A 16,602-nucleotide genomic window follows, 5' to 3' on the forward strand; every position below is an offset into this window, starting at 1 on the left:
AAGAATTGAGATGAGCCTTAAAAAGACTATTCCTCAACTTCGACCAGTCCCTCGTCGGCTTTGACCCTGACCCTCTGTCCGCTCTTGAGCTTGGAGACGTCTATGCCATCAACCATAGGAATACCCGCTATTATAGCTCCTGTTGCCACTATTGTCTCGGCCTCACCGACGATTATTGCCTTTGGCGCCTTTCCGTTCTTCTTAAGGGCGTAGATAACGTAAGAGCCAACAGTTGATCCCTTACCACGTGGAAATGCCAGGATTTTTCCAGCTATGCTCTGGCCCCTTATATCGCTCTCGGCGTCGGTAACTATTCCTGTCTCGGGGTCAACGCCACCGAGGAAGGAAAGGGGCTTCTGAGAGACTATCAGTTCTCCCTCAACCTCGCCACCGACTATCTTTCTGCCCTTGAGTTTCATTTTCTCACCTCACGGTGCTTCCTTTATGATGTTCTCCGCATCGTCGAGCCTAACCTTGAAGCCAAAGGACCGGAAGTAGAAGGCTGATTTTCCGCTGTTGGTGGCCACTCCTCTGTACCAGTCCTTTATCGGTGAGACTACGAAGCATATGTCGGGAATAATCCTGCCGTTGTAGCGCTCTATGATCTCAGTGTAGCCTAGAGAATCTGCCAATGCCTTGATCGCTCTGCTCGCCGTGATGAAGAGCGGTATCTTCAGCGGCCTCCCGCGCATGCTCAGTAGCTCGGCGATTTCCTTAACTTCCGCTAGGGAAGTATGGGGGCAGCCAATCAAAATCATGTCGATCTCGCTCCAGTCATCGGCGAACTGCTCCTTAACGGCTCTGATATCGGAATCCTCAACGGTTATCGTTTCGAGCTTGTCAGTTATAGCATCTCTATATTCAGGGGTCTCACCTTCCACATGATATAGAGCTATAGAGCCGCTCGCGGCCATAGCGGCACCCATCTCTTTGAGATACTCAGTCATCTCGGGCTTCAAGCCTTTGATGTATGGCACGTCGTTGCTGAGGATTTTTCCAAGGTGATAACCTAAGGCTGCGTAGTCCACGAAAGTCCTGACGTTTGCATCAACACTGATTATGACGGTTGCTTTCCTGTTTTCGTCCAGATGCAGGCCGTAGTTAGGAGTTTTGCCCACTATCGCGGCGGCTAAACTTGAAGGCCCTCCTTCGCGGTTGGTCCTTGCACCTAAAATCGAGTTGGCAAAGCTTACCGCTGAGCTTTCGCTCCAGGCCAAATGATCGCCGAATTTTGGAAGATTTGCCCCGTAGTAGGGAGTGCATGTGGAGGTGACTTCTATGCCCATCTTCCTGTAAAGCTCCAGAACCTCCATTTGCTTTTCCATGAACTCGTCGTCGCCTATTCCCGCTGGGTTGAGAGTTGTGTAGACGCTTACCTTTGCCCCAGCGTTGGCAAAATCTCTTAGAAACTCAATTCCAGCGTCACCGATGTTTTTGTATGAAACACCAGCAACCTGGGCACTTTTGATTGGGATGAGCCTGTCGGCACCGTAGATTTCGCCCAGAGCCACGAGTATCTCCATGGCCTTCTGAAGGGCGTAGCCGTATTCGCCGGCCAAGATGAGCTCTTCCTCCTTCGTCAGGTACATCCTATCACCTGGGGGAAGTTAGCGCTTGAAGGTTATAAACTGTTGCGGGGGGATAAGGAGTAAAGTTTATAAACTCTCGACATATGACTAACTAACGGGTCGTGCAGCGGGGTGGGGCAGCTAGGAGTGCCCGCCGGGCTCATAACCCGGAGGTCGGAGGTTCAAATCCTCCCCCCGCTATTTAGCCATATCTGCGCATTGATGTTCTTTTTTGAACATGCCCAAAAGCTCCAAAGCTTCTTTTAACTTAAGTTGCTTCCTTTGTATTGAAAATCCAACCGCTCTGTAAAAATTAAACACGCTCCTTCTTCGCTGAATCGTTATTCTGTATAAGTCAGAGTTATACTGATACATTTTACCCCTAATGTTCACTGGAGTGCCTTTCCCACGGTGAAGATAGATCTTCGAATCTATATCCAGCCTTTTTAGCAACTCCTCACAAAGTGTTAGCACGTCCAAGTCATAGTTCGAAGCCGACACATAGAGCGTTCTTGATTTTCTGTTGAACACTACCGTTCCCTCGCTGTCAAAGAATCCCCTCAAAAATTCCTTTGGATACGTCCCGGCAGTCTTAGAGAGCCGTTCTTTTGGCCCTTTTAGGAACATGAACAGCTCCTTGTTGGTAACCTCCACCCACCATCTATCGGCTCTGCCCCGATTGCGCTCAAAGCCCGTTCTTGGATTCGCTCCCATTGCCCTCAAAGCTCTTTCAAAATTCTGGGCGAAATCTCTGTCCACAACCTTCAGGCGGATTCTGTACTGATAGTTGCCAGTCTCGCTAACGGAGGCATCTCCAAGATAGACCCCAACGATGTAGGCCAGCTCTGGGGAGGGTTTTAGATTGACGCGCTTGGTTTTGTTAAACGTGTTGTGAGTTCCCTTGCACCACCTAAGAACTGTTGCCTTTGAGACGGAAACGTTAAATTCCGTCATTATCGTCTCCCTAATCTTGGAGTAGCTCATTCCAGATTCACGCAAATGGAAAACTCTGTTCTGTATTGTTCCTATCTCCCACGGTGTGAGCTCCTTCAGCTTCCGCATATAACTACAATTACTCGTTTGCTTAAAACTCTTTTGAATAATAACAATCGCGGGCAGACCTTTTAAACCTCCCCTTAATTTCCAACGCAAAGGGGTGGCTGGCGGGAAATTGTTCCCGCTTGATAATTTCTATTCTGTACGGGTCGCTGTTGTAGTGGTAGGTTTCGTCACGGATATTTACAAGGATTTCTTCCTTAAGTTTTATCTTATTTCCAGCACAATTACTGATAGTTAGAACATGAAGTGTTACATCTCTTTTGAAGTTAGGAACCCAAAAGAAGGGCTAGTACAGATGGAGAAACTTTTATTTACTTTAGGTACCATAATTAAAAATGTACAAGGTGATAAATATGAAACGAGGAGTTTCTAGTATCGAGTATTTGTTCCTTATTGCTGTAGCACTGGTAATAGTACTGTTTGTCATTCACCAGCTGGCAGTGATGACTTCTGATTACACGGCTGTAATGGAAGCTATCTCAAACGAAATAGCTCAGGAACTGGCAAATCAGTCATGCAACGGGACGTCTGAGGTAGTGATATACTATGTTCACTATGATGCTCAAGGATGGGATCATTCGAACCTAAATGACGAGTACGTAGTTATTGCAAACCTTGGATGTTTAGATGAAAACCTAGGTGGATGGAGATTGGTGGATGAAAAAGGACACACGTACATTTTCCCAAGTGAATTTATTCTGAAAGCTGGAAAAACGGTAACTGTACATACTGGCTCAGGTACAGACACCGACACAGACCTTTACTGGGGCGAAAAGAGTGCTGTCTGGAACAATGACGGCGACACCGCGTACCTTTACGATGCGAGCGGAAACCTTGTGGACAGTTGCAGCTGGACTGGAAAAGAAGGCGGAGCCGTCAGTTGTCACTGATGGCAAACTTTTTAAACTCCTTCTTTTAGGCTGATGCGAAGGGGCGGCTGGCGGGAGCTGGCCGTCACCGGGAGGTGTATGATATGGCAAGGATACACGCGAGAAAGAGGGGTAAGTCTGGTTCTAAGAGGCCACCGAGGACCGCTCCGCCGACCTGGGTCGAGTACACGGCGGAGGAGGTCGAGGGGCTCGTTATTAAGCTCAGGAAGGAAGGCTACAGCGCGGCCATGATAGGAACCATCCTCAGGGACCAGTACGGCATTCCGAGCGTCAAGCTCATCACCGGCAAGAAGATAACCAAGATACTCGAGGAGAACGGCCTCGCTCCTGAGATTCCGGAGGACCTCATGGCCCTTATCAGGAAGGCCGTCAAGCTCAGGAAGCACCTCGAGATGCACCCGAAGGACAAGCACTCAAGGCGCGGTCTCCAGCTCACCGAGAGCAAAATCAGGAGGCTCGTCAAGTACTACAGGAGAACCGGCAAGCTGCCAGCGAAGTGGCGCTACGACCCAGAGCAGGCCAAGCTCCTGGTTCGCTGATTCCCCTTTCCTTCTTATAAGGTGGTAAAATGGACAAGGGCGCTTTCTTGGAGAAGGCCCGTGAAGGAGCAGAGCTAATCAAGATGCACATCGAGCTAGGGCACACTATAAGGATAATCTCCCACCGCGATGCGGACGGAATAACTGCCGGGGCGATTCTGGCGAAGGCAATATTACGTGAGGGCGGTAGCTTCCAGCTCAGCATTGTCAAGCAGCTCAGCGAAGAGCTTATCCAGGAGCTTGCCGCGGAGAAGCACAAGATATACGTCTTCAGCGATCTCGGGAGCGGCTCAATCGAACTCATCGAGAAGTACCTCGAGGGAGCGACCGTTGTCGTTGCTGACCACCACCCACCGGAGAAGGACGAGTTTTCCACAGATTCTCACCTGCTTGTCAATCCAGTGCCATTTGGAGCCAACAGCGTTCGCGACCTGAGCGGGTCGGGCGTTGCCTACTTCGTTGCTAGAGAGATGAACGAGAAAAACAGGGATTTGGCCTACATTACCATCGTTGGGGCAGTCGGCGATATGCAGGAGATAGACGGCACCTTCCACGGCATGAATCTCGACATCATTGAGGACGGGAAGAGGCTCGGCATTCTGGAGGTCAGGAAGGAGCTCCGCCTCTTCGGTAGGGAAAGCAGAACTCTCGCCCAAATGCTGGCCTACGCAACAAATCCAGAAATACCCGAAATAACTGGTGACGAGAGGAAGGCCATCGAGTTCCTCAGGGCTAAGGGCTTCGATCCTGACATGAAGTACTGGCAGCTCCGTGAGGAGGAGAAAAGACGGCTCCACGACGCCCTTGTCATTCACCTGATAAAGCACGGTGCCCCGAAGGAGGCCATAGACAGGCTCATCGGTGACGTTGTCATAAGTCCCCTCTACCCTGAGGGCGACCCCAGGCACGAGGCGAGAGAGTTCGCCACACTCCTCAATGCCACCGGAAGGCTGAACGCTGGAACGCTCGGTGTTGCAATCTGCCTCGGCGACGAAGAGGCCTATAAGAGGGCCAGAAAGATGCTCGACGATTACAAGAGAGAGCAGATCGAGGCTAGAAAGTTCCTCATCCAAAACTGGAGTATGGCCGACGAAGGAGAGCACGCCTACGTCTTCTACGCTGGCAAAAACATCCGCGATACTCTGGTGGGCATAGCGGCTAACATAGCGATAAACGCGGGCCTGGTTGACCCAGAGAAGCCCGTGGTCGTCCTGGCTGACAGTGACGAGGATCCAAACCTCGTGAAGGGCTCCGCTAGAACCACCGAGAAGGCCCTAGCGAAGGGCTACCACCTTGGAGAAGCTCTGAAGGAAGTGGCAGAGAAGCTCGGCGGTGAAGGTGGAGGTCACGCTATAGCTGCTGGCATACGCTTCCCGAAGGACAAGATAAACGAGTTCATCAGGTATTTCAACGAGGTTCTTGGAAGACAGCTCAGGGAGGGCAGGAACGTTGCGGATTGAAGCGACGGCGAAAATCATCTGGCACTACGGGAGCGAGGAGAGGGCGAAGGCTATAGCCCAGGCTCTGGAAGTGGACAACGCTAGCCTTCCTGAAGGCCTAAAGAAAAGTTTAAATGTGGTAACCCGATGGGAAGATGGGGACGTCATAACAAAGGTTAAATACTCGGGTGAGATTGAAACACTCATCAAAGCGCTGGACGATTTGGTGTTTTCAATCAAAATCGCCGAAGATGTCACGTGAAAGGTTGGAGGTGTTAAGATGGCAAAGGGTAACCCAAGGAAGAGGGCTGCTGCTACCAAGGATAAGTGGAAGATGAAAGAGTGGTACGTGGTTTACGCTCCGGACTTTTTCGGCAACAAGGAGATAGGCCTCACCCCCGCTGATGACCCCGAGAAGGTCATCGGTCGCGTCATTGAGACTACCCTCAAGGACCTCACCGGCGACTTCACCAAGGGTCAGGTCAAGCTCTACTTCCAGGTCTACGACGTCAAGGGTCAGAACGCCTACACCAAGTTTAAGGGCCACACCCTCGCTAGGAGCTACATAAGGAGCCTCGTCAGGAGAAGGACCACCAGGGTTGATGGCATATTCAACATCACCACCAAGGACGGCTACAAGCTCCGCGTTATGGGTATGGTCATCGCCTACAGGCGCATACAGACCAGCCAGGAGAGAGCTATCAGGGAGATAATGAGGGACATCATCTACAAGAAGGCCGAGGAGCTCAACTACAAGGACTTCATCCTCGAGGCAGTCACCGGCAAGATGGCCACCGAGATAGCCAAGGAAGCCAGGAAGATCTACCCGATTAAGAGGGCCGAGATAAGGAAGATAAAGGTCCTCGCAGAGCCGGAGGCCTGAAGGCCTCTCAACCCCCTTCTCTATACCTTCCAGATTCTCTTCTCGGCAGGCTTTTAAAGGCCCAATCATTCTCTCTCTGGAGGTGAGAGTGTGAAGTTTCTCGTTAAGACTCAGAGGGGAATGGAGAGCGTTGCCGCTAACTACATTCGAGAGGTTCTTCCAGATGCGGAAGTTTGGGCGTCTCCTATGGGCTACTCGGGTCTTGTTATAGTTGAGACAGAAGATGAGAAAGCCGAGGAGAAGATTCTTGAAATTCCAGAAGTCGAGAGGGCCATAAAAGTTCTCCATGAGGTTCCCGCTCGGCTTGACGCCATCTTGAGCGTGGCAGAGGATGTTGCAAAACTCATCGATGAAAATGAGACCTTTGCAGTCAAGACCAAGCGTAGAGGGAAGCACGACTTCTCGAGCATTGACGTGAACAGGGAGCTTGGGGCAAAGGTCAGAGAGCTGACAAACGCTGACGTTAACCTCAGTTGGCCGGATAAGATCGTTCAAGTAGAGATAATAAGAGATAGAGCTTACATCTCTGTTCTTCCAGGCGAAGAGTACAGGAAGTTTACGCCGGACAAGATAGACGCGAGGAAGCTCTTCCGCAAAGTTACCCTCGTTCAGATGCCTTACTGGGGCGACTACAAGACCTGCAGGTCTTTCGGTGAGAAGATTGGGAGGGCCGCTCAGGCCTTTGAAGTTAAGGAGCTCATCATAGCTCCCAAGGAGAAGATAGACGCTTTTGAGCTAATGGAGTTCATTAGGGGCGTCAAGATCGGCCAGGAGAGCAGATATCAGATACAGCGCGAGGCTTATCCCTGGAAAGTCGAGAAAGTTCCAGTCAACGTATGGGATCTCTACCAGGTCGTTCGCGATAAGCGGAGGAACAAGAGGCTCCTCATAATCACCGACCCCAAGGGACCGACACTGGCTGAGGTGAAGGATAAGCTCGCCAGGGATATGTACTACGCGAAGGAAGTTGTTATCTTCGTCGGCTCCCGTGAGGGCATACCGCGCGGCCTCTTCCGCTTCGCGGATTATGTTGTTGACTTAGCACCGTACATGACCTTCGCAACTGAACATGGCATCCCTGCGGCCCTTGTGTCCATGTGGGAGATCTACGAAGAATACGCCAGAACGAGGGAAGGAGAAGAGTAAGTTTTTACGTTTTTCTTTAATTCCATAATTGTACAGCGGCGTCAGACCCTAAGGTCTTCCTCACCGCTCAGGAATCCGCCGTAGTCATCATCCGCCAGTCAGGCTTTCTCGGGTTTTCTTTTAAACTTCACGCGAGGACGTAGAAGAGAAGTGCACCGATGAAACCGCCAAAGAGTGAAGCAAGAAAGTTCGTCGAGTTATTATTTGTTATCCCCTCGTTTTCAAGGGTAGCTCCAATAAGGCTGTCTAAGTTGACTCCGATAAATCCGCCAACGGTAACAGCCAAGAGCATTATGACCTTTTGCTCTGTGAGTGGAAGTGCGAATAGGGCCATAATGAAAGAACCTAAAAGTGCGAACAGCTCTCCGGGCCACGAAATAGCTCCGTTGACACCGGGTCTGGCTGGCTCGAAGGTGGTTATTAACCTTGGCTTTTTTCCGAAAATCTTTCCAAGTTCGCTCGCAAGGGTGTCTCCATTAACTGTAGCTATCGAAGCAAAGGCAGCTGCCCAGAAAACGTCCATATGGGAGAAGTATTCAAAGGCCAGAAAGATTACCGCGGCAAGGCCATTGCCCAGGACGTTGCCCCAGCCCCTCACACCGTTTCTGCTCTGAGCAAGGCCGAGTTTTGCCTTCTCCCTGAACCGGTACTTAGTTGCAAGGACTCCAAGAACCACAAAGATTACCATCGCCAAGAATGGATAAAAACCACCAAGCTCCAGAACGATCAGACCGACGGCTACAGCTGCCAAAGCACCCTTAGAATCAAGGGCTTTCAGTTTGTACGATCCTATGCCAAGCCCTGCCACTACTGCAACGTCCACGGCCAGTCTCTCGAGCATCCCTGTCACCTGGAAAAACTGCCCCACTGAGGCTTTATTATTCTTTCCTTCGTCCATTGACGAAGGAAGTAAAAGAAATCAGAGAACCTCAAACTTCACGGTGTCTGTGACGAAGGTTATATCGAGCTTGTCAATGCCTGGTATCTTCTTGGAGACATCGGCGATTATTCTCTCCAGTTCCTTCATGTCCTTTGGACCAACGATGTGGATGACCAAATTGTGTGAGCCGATGGCGCGCTGGATTATCTTGATGTTTTCATCCTCCTTCAGGGAAGAAATTACCTCATCGAGGTCAATCGAAGGTTTGACAGTTATTCCGAGAATAACGTGAATGTATCCAAGAGCATCATAGTTGGGGATTATAGTATACTTTTTGATTATACCGTTTCTCTCAAGGCGATCCATTCTCCTGGAGATTCTCTGCCTTGTCGTGCCCAGAATTTCGGCGAGCTCCTTGTAGGTCAAACGGGCGTTCTTGGCGAGGAGCTTCAAAATCCTTATGTCGATTCCGTTTATTTTATCCGCCACCACCTTCACCTCCAGGAATTATGTTTGAGATTATGCCCCTAATTATAAAAATGTTTCGACAATTTGGAGGATTTCTAACCATTAGGTTATCCTAAATGACATCTGCAACTTTAAAACTGGGTTATATCCTAAACCATAATGTTACAAAAGAATGTGAGTATACTGGGAGATTTTATCCACCAGTGTTACTCCATCGATCCTCGTCACGTTTCCTGTACTTCTCTATACTCTTCTCCAAGGCACTCAGAAGGTCCACGTCGTAATAGTTGGCTATACATGAGAGGGCGAACATGACGTCGCCGAGCTCCTCCTTCAGCTTTTCTGGGTCGCCTTTTCCCTTAACACCTTCAATTTTCAAGAGTTCATCGGCCAGTTCTCCAATCTCTTCCATCAAAGCTGCGAGCATCTCGAAGGGACTCCAGTATCCGCCGAATTCTTTGACAAGGTCGTCAACTCTTCGCTGATGGTCGTTCATATAGCTCACACCAGTTCAGTTCTCACCTTTGCGAGGTATCCCTCGAGAACCTCCGTGTTCGTTCTGTAGAAGTGCATCTTGCCTTCCTTCCTTTCGAGTATCAGGCCTAGAGCCTTTAGTGTGCGGAGGTGATGGCTGATCAGAGTCTGATCCTGGTCAAGTATCTTCGATATCAGACACACGCAGAGCCAGTTGTCCTTCAGGATCTTGAGTATCCTGAGCCTCAGCGGGTTTGAGAGTGCCTTGAGGAACTTCATGACGTCCTCTTCTACCTGAAGATCAACCTCCTTGTCCAGGTCAGGGATGCCACAGGTCTCCGAACACTGAAGGACAGTCCTTCTCTGCTTCTCATCCAGTTCTTTCAGAACTTCCCTAACCTTCATGCTACAACACCAATTAGCAGATTGGGGCCACGTCTTTTTAAGAATTTTCACATGAAATTAGTCAAGGATTTCGACCTTCAGACGGCTTCCATCACTTTTATAGGCCCTTACGCTGTCTTCTGTAAAAGGGTAGGCAATTATCAGATGGACTCCTCCAAACTTGGAGAAAAAGTTCAGATCCGCCTGGGATGGCCAGGGATTTGGGCCAGGATGCGAGTGAACGGTTCCCTTTATGCTCTCGTCGTAGGGCAGCATCCATGTGTTGAAGAAAGCCGAGCTCCTCCCAAAATGAGGGTCTGGGGCTATAAGAACCTCTTCAAAAACGCCATTCCTCTCCCTCAAAAAGCCAGCGAACTCGTTGGGATAGAATTCGCGGGCTAATTCAAGGAGATACTCCAAGAGCTCCCTTCTAATTTTGACGGTTTCCATCTTGCTCACCGAAAAATAATCAAAAGAGGATATCAAAGAGCGGCAATTGCCTCTATCTCAACCTTAACGCCCTTCGGCAGATTGGAGACTTCGACTACCGCCCTGGCCGGCTTGGACTCTGAGAAATATTTCTCGTAAACCTCGTTGAACTTGGCGTAGTCGTTTATGTCTCTTAGATATACTGTAACTTTAACGACGTTCTCAGCGCTTCCGCCGGCGGCTTTCACTACTGCTAGCAGGTTCTCAATTGCCTGCTTTGCCTGTTCCTCTATTGGACCCTCCACGAGCTCTCCTGTCTCAGGGTTTATTGGTATCTGGCCGGAAACGAAGAGCAACCTACCCGCTTCAGCGACTATTCCCTGACTGTAGGGCCCTATCGGTTTTGGGGCGTTTTCCGTGAAAACAACCTTTTTCATTTTCCCACCTCCGAAAATTGGGAAATCAGCGAAGCGAAGATTCCTCATCGCCTCCGCTCGGGTGTCCTCGGCCTCATCATTTCTTCTCCAGGTATTTCTCGAGGTTCTTGGCCGGAACGTCGAGCGGAAGGCCTATCTTCTCGAGGGCCTTCCTGAGGGCGTAAACCCTGGCATGCTCCTCAAAGCCCTCTCTTGCGTAATTCTCCGCCTGGAAGTGCTTGTACTTCTCAACGACGGCTGGAATGTCCGCCTTTTTAACTTTCTTGAACTCCGCGAACCAGGCATCAATACCTTCCACGTCTATGCCCGCGTAAACGGGGAGCTTTAGAGTTATCGTCTCGTTTATGCTCGCCAGAAGCCTCGCGACGTCGGCCATCGGTGTCTTTTCGTCGATTATCAGTCTCTTCACCACCCTCCATTTCCCGTGCTCGGCACTGAGATTGAATGCCGTGAAGTTGACGTGATCCTCGTTATAGGGGAGAACGATTTTTACCTCCCTCAGGGGCTCTTCTGGGTAATCGACGGTAACCTTCTTCTCGAGGACCTCCCTGACGAGGACTGCCTTCGCGACCTCAACGAGGTGCTTCTTCAGCTTCTTGTCCTCCTCGAAGACGAGGGCACCGAGCTTTCTTGCCGTTCCGGGGGATTTAAGGGCAACCACCGCGTCGTTCAGGTCTTTTTTGGCTATCTCTTCGGCGAGGCTCATTATCCCGGCGATGTTCATGACCTCCGTTAGGTACTCTGGTATCTTGAAGTTCACGGTGTTGGCGACGCTCGCGAGGAAGTGAGCCACTTTCTCGTCTTCCATGTTGCGAAGCCTGTCTCCCACCTTCCAGCTTCCGTGACTGGCAGTGAAGATAATCTGATCCTCAACCTTCATCGTTTTCACCAATTCTTAATGGATGTCAGGCCTATTTTAGCTTTTTCTTGACCATCTCAAAAAAGTTATAAATTGCATTGAGCATTCGAGTTTGAGAGAGTAAAAGAGGGAAGGAAAATGGGGGACGACGAGAAGATTAAGAGGGAAGCCCTGGCCCCCAGGGAGTACGGAGAGAGCTTAGAGCTTGGTATTGAGTTTACGACAACTGAGGAAATCGAAGTTCCCGAGAAGCTCATCGACCAAGTCATCGGCCAAGAACACGCGGTTGAGGTCATCAAAACTGCTGCCAACCAGAAAAGGCACGTGCTTCTGATAGGCGAGCCGGGAACAGGTAAGTCTATGCTCGGTCAGGCCATGGCCGAGCTGTTGCCAACCGAAACTCTAGAGGATATCCTCGTTTTCCCCAACCCTGAAGACGAGAACATGCCCAAGATCAAGACCGTCCCTGCCTGTCAAGGCAGGCGTATTGTAGAGAAATACCGCGAGAAGGCCAAGAGCCAGGAGAGCGTAAAATCCTACATCCTCCTCTTTGTCATGTTTACCGTTATGCTCGCACTTTTCATTGACTTCAGTGCGACTACGCTTCTGATGGGACTCTTCGTTGTTATACTTACAATAATGGCCCTCTCTAATATGCGCCTTAAGAGTACGGTCCTCGTTCCCAAGCTTCTCGTGGACAACTGCGGAAGAACCAAAGCTCCTTTCATCGATGCGACCGGCGCCCACGCGGGAGCGCTCCTTGGTGATGTCAGACACGACCCCTTCCAGAGTGGTGGGCTCGGCACTCCTGCCCACGAGCGCGTTGAGCCAGGAATGATACACCGCGCTCACAAGGGAGTCCTCTTCATAGACGAGATTGCCACGCTCAGCCTTAAGATGCAGCAGAGCCTCCTTACCGCCATGCAGGAGAAGAAGTTCCCGATAACCGGCCAGAGTGAAATGTCAAGCGGTGCGATGGTAAGGACTGAACCCGTTCCGTGTGACTTCATCCTCGTCGCGGCTGGAAACCTCGATACAGTGGACAAGATGCACCCTGCACTCCGCTCGAGGATCAGGGGTTACGGTTACGAGGTCTACATGCGCACCACCATGCCGGACACGATAGAGAACAGGCGCAAGCTCGTTCAGTTCGTGGCTCAAGAGGTCAAGCGCGACGGAAAAATACCCCACTTCACGAAGGAGGCTGTGGAGGAGATAGTCAGGGAGGCCCAGAAGAGGGCCGGAAGAAAAGGTCACCTCACGCTCCGCCTCAGAGACCTCGGCGGTATCGTCAGAGCTGCTGGTGACATAGCTGTCAAGAAGGGCAAGAAGTACGTGGAAAGGGAAGACGTCATTGAGGCAGTCAAAATGGCCAAACCCCTCGAGAAGCAGCTTGCTGACTGGTACATCGAGCGCAAGAAGGAGTACCAAGTCATCAAGACCGAGGGTAGCGAGATAGGCCGCGTCAATGGTCTTGCCGTCATAGGTGAGCAGAGCGGTATCGTGCTCCCGATTGAGGCAGTTGTCGCCCCGGCTGCGAGCAAAGAAGAAGGAAAGATTATAGTTACAGGAAAGCTCGGCGAGATAGCGAAGGAAGCCGTTCAGAACGTCTCGGCGATAATCAAGAGGTACAAAGGTGAGGACATAAGCCGCTACGATATTCACGTCCAGTTCCTCCAGACCTACGAGGGCGTTGAGGGCGATTCAGCCAGCATAAGCGTTGCCACCGCTGTTATTTCAGCCCTTGAGGAGATTCCGATAAGGCAGGACGTGGCCATGACAGGTTCGCTCAGTGTCCGTGGCGAGGTGCTGCCGATAGGCGGTGCAACACCAAAGATAGAGGCCGCAATAGAGGCTGGCATAAAGACGGTCATAATCCCCAAGAGCAACGAGAAGGACGTCTTCTTGAGCAAGGACAAGGCCGAAAAGGTCCAGATATTCCCGGTCGAGACCATCGACGAAGTCCTTGAGATATCCCTCGAGGAGAGCGAGAAGAAGAGGGAGCTTCTCAGGAGGATCCGGGAGACCCTGCCTCTTTCCCTTTGAGACACTTTTTCCAACCTTTCTCACACGGGACATTCTTTTCATAGCCTTCTACATCTTTGGCCAGAAATGCTTAAAAAATGGCCAGTCGAGGTTACCGTGGAGGTGAGAGAGTGCTCAACATAGAGAACCTCAAGGTCGCAGTTGGAGGCAAGGAGATTCTCAAAGGTGTGAACATTTCCGTGGGAGATGGGGAGTTTCATGTAATCATGGGGCCAAACGGATCCGGAAAGTCAACGCTGGCGCTGACCATTGTGGGTCATCCGAGGTATGAAGTCAGGAACGGGAGAATACTCTTCAACGGTGAGGACATAACTAATCTCCCCCCGGACGAGAGGGCCAAGAGGGGGATAATGCTGGCCTTTCAGCATCCGGAGGAGGTTGAAGGCGTCAGGATAATGGAATTCCTCCAGCAGGTTCTTGCGGAGGTTAAGGGGATTGATCTCGCCGAGGCGTACGACATGATTGTTGAGACCGCAAAGGGGCTCTGGTTCAAAGAGGAGGATCTCATGAGGTACGTTAACGTCGGCTTCTCCGGCGGTGAGAGGAAGAGATTTGAGATTCTCCAGGCACTTCTTCTTGAGCCGAAGCTCCTCATCCTCGATGAGCCTGACAGCGGTGTCGATGTCGATTCACTCAGTGTCATCTCGAGGAAGATAGATGAGCTTCACGAGAAGGGAACGGCGATTCTCCTGATAACTCACTATGGCAGGATACTCCAGCACCTCGACCCAAGCAAGTTTAGGGTTCATGTGATGAAGGACGGCAGAATCGTCCTTGAGCGCGGAGGCGAGTTCGTGAAGGAGATCGAGGAGAAGGGCTTCCAGAAGATTTTCGAGGAGTGTGGTTGCGATGAGTGAGATAACCATTCAGGAGGCCAAGGAGATCATAGCGCAGGAGATAGAGAACCTCGCGAGGCGAAACAAAGAGCCGGAGTGGATGACGCGCATAAGGTACAAAGGCTTAGAAGCCTTCGAGAAGGCTCCTCACAATGATCCGGTCATTAGCAAGGACGAACTGCTGAGGTTCATAGCCAAGCCCGAGATAGAGGGCCTCCCAGAGCACATAGAGAGCCTCGATGACCTCCCTCCAGAGATGAAGGCACTCCTCGACAGGCTCGGCATAAGCGAGGTCGAGCAGAAGTACATCGCTGGACTGGCTGTTCAGACGGACACGGGCATAATCTACAACCAGTTCCTTCAGGAGTGGGCTAAAAAGGGCCTCATAGTTCTTCCTATGGAGGAGGCTGTGAAGAAGTATCCCGACGTCGTAAAGAGGCACTTCCTCCAGATGTTCAGCGTTAATGAGAGCAAGATGGCCGCCTACCATACAGCAGTGTGGAACGGGGGCATCTTCCTATATGTCAAGGAAGGTCTGAAGGTTCCCTTCCCGCTTCACCTGTTCTTCCTCATCCAGGAGAGCGCCCTCGCCCAGGCGCCGCACATCATAATCATCGCCGAGAGGAACACCGAGTTCCACCTCATAGAGGGCTGTACTGCACCGGTTCTGGTTAGGCACTCTCTTCACCTTGACATGACTGAGGCTTACATACATGATGGGGCAAAGGTACAGCTCACGGTCCTCCAGAACTGGCCTGAGTACGTTCACACGAGACCAATGACGAGAGCTAGAATAGGAAAGAACGCCCGCTTCATTAACACCACCGTTGGTCTCGGAACTGGCAGGAGCAACATAGCGAACCCCAAGTACTGGGTTGAGGAGAATGGCTACGTCGAGCTCAACGGAATCATCCTCGGTCAGAAGGACTGGTATGTTGATCTTGGCGGCGAGATGTACCTCCAGGGAAGGGAAGCCGCGGGTATAAACGCCAGCAAGGCCGTGATAATGGACGAGAGCACGGTAATAACGAGGGGTAAGATAGTGGCTGAGGCGCCAAGAACCAAGGGACACATAAGCTGCGACGCCCTGCTGATGAGTGACAGAGCGGTGATGGAGACATATCCGGGCCTGGTCAGCAGGGTTGACGACGCTGAGCTGAGTCACGAGGCGGCTATAGGTAAAATCCGTGAGGAGGAGCTCTTCTACCTCATGAGCCGGGGCCTGAGCGAGGAAAAGGCTACTCAGCTCATAGTCAAGGGCTTCCTCGAACCGATGCTCAAGGATATCCCGATGGAGTTCCTCGTGGAGATAAGGAAGATAATTGAGCTGGCAGTGAGCGGTGGAATGTGACTGAAGATTTTTCTCTTTGTTTCTTATACTCCCTAATTTTAGTCGTTTTTTCCCTGTGAATCCGAACTAAGGATTTTAACTGGTTCTTCATTTCTTTTGTGGGTGATAACATGGACCCAATGGCTAAAGCGTTTGAAGAGGCAAAGAAAAACCCGAAAATGAGGAAGAAGCTGAAGATAAAGGCTGCATTCTCGCTGCTTCTGTTCGTGATGTTCCTAGGTGTGGTATTCATAACGATTGGGACGATAATCGCCAGCAAAACCGGAAGCTTCTTAGGAATGACTCAGCTGGATTTTCTCAAGCTCAGGGCCCAGTACGGCATAATAATGATGTTCCTGATTATAATCCACCTCGCGATGAACAGAAGCATAATGAAGAAGGAGCTCGAGCTCCTCTTTGGCTGACTTCATTTTTAACTGTAGAATTTATTTTTTGGCCAATTCTTCAACAAGCTCAGCAGCCTTCGGAAGGGCCTTCTCGACTTCCTCGCTCAGCTCCATGCCAAGGTCAATTTCCTTCGCAACGATCCCAATGAAGTGGATTTCAACGTTGGCGAGCCTCTCATCGAGTGCCATGAGGAGTTTGAGCCCGTCTATTGCCCCCATGAAGTGTGCACTCCTGATTTCAGCCTTCAGCTTCTCGAAAACCTCCTCGCCGCTCACGTGGATTATTTCTCCCGGCTTGAACTTTTCGCTAAGTATGGCGTCGATGATTATGAGCCTTTCCTCTCCATTGTAATGGCTCTGGAGCATGAATATGTCTGTGCCAACTTCGAGAACGTTGTAACCTTTTTCCGCCAGAAGCCTGCCGACTTTCAGGCCGACGCCGTCGTCTTTCATCAGTTCGTTGCCAAGGGCGAGGATAAGGGTTCGCATTGCCTTAAACCTCCAAAGGAAAATAGGACAGGGGGATAA

At 50.8% G+C, this 16,602-nt stretch carries 21 protein-coding genes and 1 tRNA gene; 11 read left to right on the top strand and 11 right to left on the bottom strand.

Translation table 11 applies throughout. From position 1 onward, the window contains the following. Positions 1-26: 26 nt before the first annotated feature. Positions 27-419: a DUF126 domain-containing protein gene (locus E3E26_RS06015; RefSeq protein WP_167900405.1), complete on the bottom strand. Its 393-nt coding sequence runs from the start codon at positions 417-419 to the stop codon at positions 27-29. Positions 420-428: 9 nt separating this feature from the next. Then, a complete protein-coding gene (locus tag E3E26_RS06020; RefSeq protein ID WP_167900406.1) occupies positions 429-1,589 on the bottom strand; it encodes an aconitase X catalytic domain-containing protein in 1,161 nt (386 codons plus the stop codon). Between the two features lie 105 nt (positions 1,590-1,694). Here E3E26_RS06020 and E3E26_RS06025 point away from each other — a divergent pair. Beyond that, positions 1,695-1,769, top strand: a tRNA-Met gene (locus tag E3E26_RS06025). Here E3E26_RS06025 and E3E26_RS06030 read toward each other — a convergent pair. Then, positions 1,767-2,630, bottom strand: coding sequence for an LAGLIDADG family homing endonuclease (locus E3E26_RS06030; protein WP_167900407.1), 864 nt, complete (start codon positions 2,628-2,630; stop codon positions 1,767-1,769). The two genes, E3E26_RS06025 and E3E26_RS06030, sit on opposite strands and share 3 nt — an antisense overlap. A gap of 332 nt (positions 2,631-2,962) precedes the next feature. Here E3E26_RS06030 and E3E26_RS06035 point away from each other — a divergent pair, with 332 nt between their 5' ends. The 6 genes from E3E26_RS06035 (at position 2,963) to E3E26_RS06060 (ending at position 7,524) form a co-directional block, all read left to right on the top strand. Beyond that, positions 2,963-3,517, top strand: a complete 555-nt coding sequence (locus E3E26_RS06035; protein WP_167900408.1) for a lamin tail domain-containing protein — start codon at positions 2,963-2,965, stop codon at positions 3,515-3,517. Between the two features lie 83 nt (positions 3,518-3,600). Continuing rightward, positions 3,601-4,056, top strand: coding sequence for a 30S ribosomal protein S15 (locus tag E3E26_RS06040; RefSeq protein ID WP_055428677.1), 456 nt, complete (start codon positions 3,601-3,603; stop codon positions 4,054-4,056). A gap of 29 nt (positions 4,057-4,085) precedes the next feature. Beyond that, entirely contained in the window at positions 4,086-5,516 is a 1,431-nt protein-coding gene (locus E3E26_RS06045; RefSeq protein ID WP_167900409.1) for a DHHA1 domain-containing protein, read from the top strand. Beyond that, positions 5,506-5,757 carry a KEOPS complex subunit Pcc1 gene (locus E3E26_RS06050; protein ID WP_167900410.1) on the top strand — a complete coding sequence of 84 codons (252 nt, stop codon included), beginning with the start codon at positions 5,506-5,508 and terminating at the stop codon, positions 5,755-5,757. The genes E3E26_RS06045 and E3E26_RS06050 overlap by 11 nt, the downstream gene beginning before the upstream one ends. A gap of 18 nt (positions 5,758-5,775) precedes the next feature. Then, positions 5,776-6,378 carry a 30S ribosomal protein S3ae gene (locus E3E26_RS06055; RefSeq protein ID WP_167900411.1) on the top strand — a complete coding sequence of 201 codons (603 nt, stop codon included), beginning with the start codon at positions 5,776-5,778 and terminating at the stop codon, positions 6,376-6,378. A gap of 90 nt (positions 6,379-6,468) precedes the next feature. Then, on the top strand, positions 6,469-7,524 hold the full coding sequence (locus tag E3E26_RS06060; protein WP_167900412.1) for an SPOUT family RNA methylase: 1,056 nt from the start codon (positions 6,469-6,471) through the stop codon (positions 7,522-7,524). Positions 7,525-7,651: 127 nt separating this feature from the next. Here E3E26_RS06060 and E3E26_RS06065 read toward each other — a convergent pair whose 3' ends face one another. The 7 genes from E3E26_RS06065 to E3E26_RS06095 form a co-directional block, all read right to left on the bottom strand. Further along, entirely contained in the window at positions 7,652-8,365 is a 714-nt protein-coding gene (locus tag E3E26_RS06065; RefSeq protein WP_167900413.1) for a TIGR00297 family protein, read from the bottom strand. 78 nt (positions 8,366-8,443) lie between these two features. Next, positions 8,444-8,893, bottom strand: a complete 450-nt coding sequence (locus E3E26_RS06070) for an Lrp/AsnC family transcriptional regulator (protein WP_167900414.1) — start codon at positions 8,891-8,893, stop codon at positions 8,444-8,446. A gap of 172 nt (positions 8,894-9,065) precedes the next feature. Further along, positions 9,066-9,368, bottom strand: coding sequence for a MazG nucleotide pyrophosphohydrolase domain-containing protein (locus E3E26_RS06075; RefSeq protein ID WP_167900415.1), 303 nt, complete (start codon positions 9,366-9,368; stop codon positions 9,066-9,068). Positions 9,369-9,373: 5 nt separating this feature from the next. After that, positions 9,374-9,751 (bottom strand): helix-turn-helix transcriptional regulator, encoded by a 378-nt coding sequence (locus E3E26_RS06080; protein ID WP_167900416.1) that lies wholly within the window; start codon positions 9,749-9,751, stop codon positions 9,374-9,376. Positions 9,752-9,808: 57 nt separating this feature from the next. Next, entirely contained in the window at positions 9,809-10,180 is a 372-nt protein-coding gene (locus E3E26_RS06085) for a Mov34/MPN/PAD-1 family protein (RefSeq protein WP_167900417.1), read from the bottom strand. Between the two features lie 32 nt (positions 10,181-10,212). Continuing rightward, complete coding sequence (locus E3E26_RS06090) at positions 10,213-10,596, bottom strand: RidA family protein (RefSeq protein ID WP_167900418.1); 384 nt, start codon at positions 10,594-10,596, stop codon at positions 10,213-10,215. A gap of 76 nt (positions 10,597-10,672) precedes the next feature. Next, positions 10,673-11,476, bottom strand: coding sequence for a DUF2666 family protein (locus tag E3E26_RS06095; protein ID WP_167900744.1), 804 nt, complete (start codon positions 11,474-11,476; stop codon positions 10,673-10,675). Positions 11,477-11,593: 117 nt separating this feature from the next. Here E3E26_RS06095 and lonB point away from each other — a divergent pair, with 117 nt between their 5' ends. From lonB to E3E26_RS06115, 4 genes are all read left to right on the top strand, one after another. Next, positions 11,594-13,501, top strand: coding sequence for an ATP-dependent protease LonB (gene lonB, locus E3E26_RS06100; RefSeq protein ID WP_167900419.1), 1,908 nt, complete (start codon positions 11,594-11,596; stop codon positions 13,499-13,501). 110 nt (positions 13,502-13,611) lie between these two features. Beyond that, positions 13,612-14,358, top strand: coding sequence for a Fe-S cluster assembly ATPase SufC (sufC, locus tag E3E26_RS06105; RefSeq protein ID WP_167900420.1), 747 nt, complete (start codon positions 13,612-13,614; stop codon positions 14,356-14,358). After that, positions 14,351-15,688, top strand: coding sequence for a SufD family Fe-S cluster assembly protein (locus E3E26_RS06110; protein WP_167900421.1), 1,338 nt, complete (start codon positions 14,351-14,353; stop codon positions 15,686-15,688). The genes sufC and E3E26_RS06110 overlap by 8 nt, the downstream gene beginning before the upstream one ends. A 110-nt stretch (positions 15,689-15,798) precedes the next feature. Next, a complete protein-coding gene (locus E3E26_RS06115; protein ID WP_167900422.1) occupies positions 15,799-16,092 on the top strand; it encodes a hypothetical protein in 294 nt (97 codons plus the stop codon). Between the two features lie 21 nt (positions 16,093-16,113). Here E3E26_RS06115 and E3E26_RS06120 read toward each other — a convergent pair whose 3' ends face one another. Next, positions 16,114-16,563, bottom strand: coding sequence for a hydrogenase maturation protease (locus tag E3E26_RS06120; RefSeq protein ID WP_167900423.1), 450 nt, complete (start codon positions 16,561-16,563; stop codon positions 16,114-16,116). Positions 16,564-16,602: the final 39 nt, after the last annotated feature.

Origin of the sequence: Thermococcus sp. LS1, from assembly GCF_012027395.1 — an archaeon.
Lineage (GTDB): Archaea > Methanobacteriota_B > Thermococci > Thermococcales > Thermococcaceae > Thermococcus.

Excerpts from the sequence above, each read along its gene's own strand:
- E3E26_RS06015 (WP_167900405.1), bottom strand. The coding sequence starts at position 419 with ATGAAACTCAAGGGCAGAAAGATAGTCGGTGGCGAGGTTGAGGGAGAA.
- E3E26_RS06020 (WP_167900406.1), bottom strand. The coding sequence starts at position 1,589 with ATGTACCTGACGAAGGAGGAAGAGCTCATCTTGGCCGGCGAATACGGC.
- E3E26_RS06030 (WP_167900407.1), bottom strand. The coding sequence starts at position 2,630 with ATGCGGAAGCTGAAGGAGCTCACACCGTGGGAGATAGGAACAATACAG.
- E3E26_RS06035 (WP_167900408.1), top strand. The coding sequence starts at position 2,963 with ATGTACAAGGTGATAAATATGAAACGAGGAGTTTCTAGTATCGAGTAT.
- E3E26_RS06040 (WP_055428677.1), top strand. The coding sequence starts at position 3,601 with ATGGCAAGGATACACGCGAGAAAGAGGGGTAAGTCTGGTTCTAAGAGG.
- E3E26_RS06045 (WP_167900409.1), top strand. The coding sequence starts at position 4,086 with ATGGACAAGGGCGCTTTCTTGGAGAAGGCCCGTGAAGGAGCAGAGCTA.
- E3E26_RS06055 (WP_167900411.1), top strand. The coding sequence starts at position 5,776 with ATGGCAAAGGGTAACCCAAGGAAGAGGGCTGCTGCTACCAAGGATAAG.
- E3E26_RS06065 (WP_167900413.1), bottom strand. The coding sequence starts at position 8,365 with ATGCTCGAGAGACTGGCCGTGGACGTTGCAGTAGTGGCAGGGCTTGGC.
- E3E26_RS06075 (WP_167900415.1), bottom strand. The coding sequence starts at position 9,368 with ATGAACGACCATCAGCGAAGAGTTGACGACCTTGTCAAAGAATTCGGC.
- E3E26_RS06080 (WP_167900416.1), bottom strand. The coding sequence starts at position 9,751 with ATGAAGGTTAGGGAAGTTCTGAAAGAACTGGATGAGAAGCAGAGAAGG.
- E3E26_RS06085 (WP_167900417.1), bottom strand. The coding sequence starts at position 10,180 with ATGGAAACCGTCAAAATTAGAAGGGAGCTCTTGGAGTATCTCCTTGAA.
- E3E26_RS06090 (WP_167900418.1), bottom strand. The coding sequence starts at position 10,596 with ATGAAAAAGGTTGTTTTCACGGAAAACGCCCCAAAACCGATAGGGCCC.
- E3E26_RS06095 (WP_167900744.1), bottom strand. The coding sequence starts at position 11,476 with ATGAAGGTTGAGGATCAGATTATCTTCACTGCCAGTCACGGAAGCTGG.
- lonB (WP_167900419.1), top strand. The coding sequence starts at position 11,594 with ATGGGGGACGACGAGAAGATTAAGAGGGAAGCCCTGGCCCCCAGGGAG.
- E3E26_RS06110 (WP_167900421.1), top strand. The coding sequence starts at position 14,351 with ATGAGTGAGATAACCATTCAGGAGGCCAAGGAGATCATAGCGCAGGAG.
- E3E26_RS06115 (WP_167900422.1), top strand. The coding sequence starts at position 15,799 with ATGGACCCAATGGCTAAAGCGTTTGAAGAGGCAAAGAAAAACCCGAAA.
- E3E26_RS06120 (WP_167900423.1), bottom strand. The coding sequence starts at position 16,563 with ATGCGAACCCTTATCCTCGCCCTTGGCAACGAACTGATGAAAGACGAC.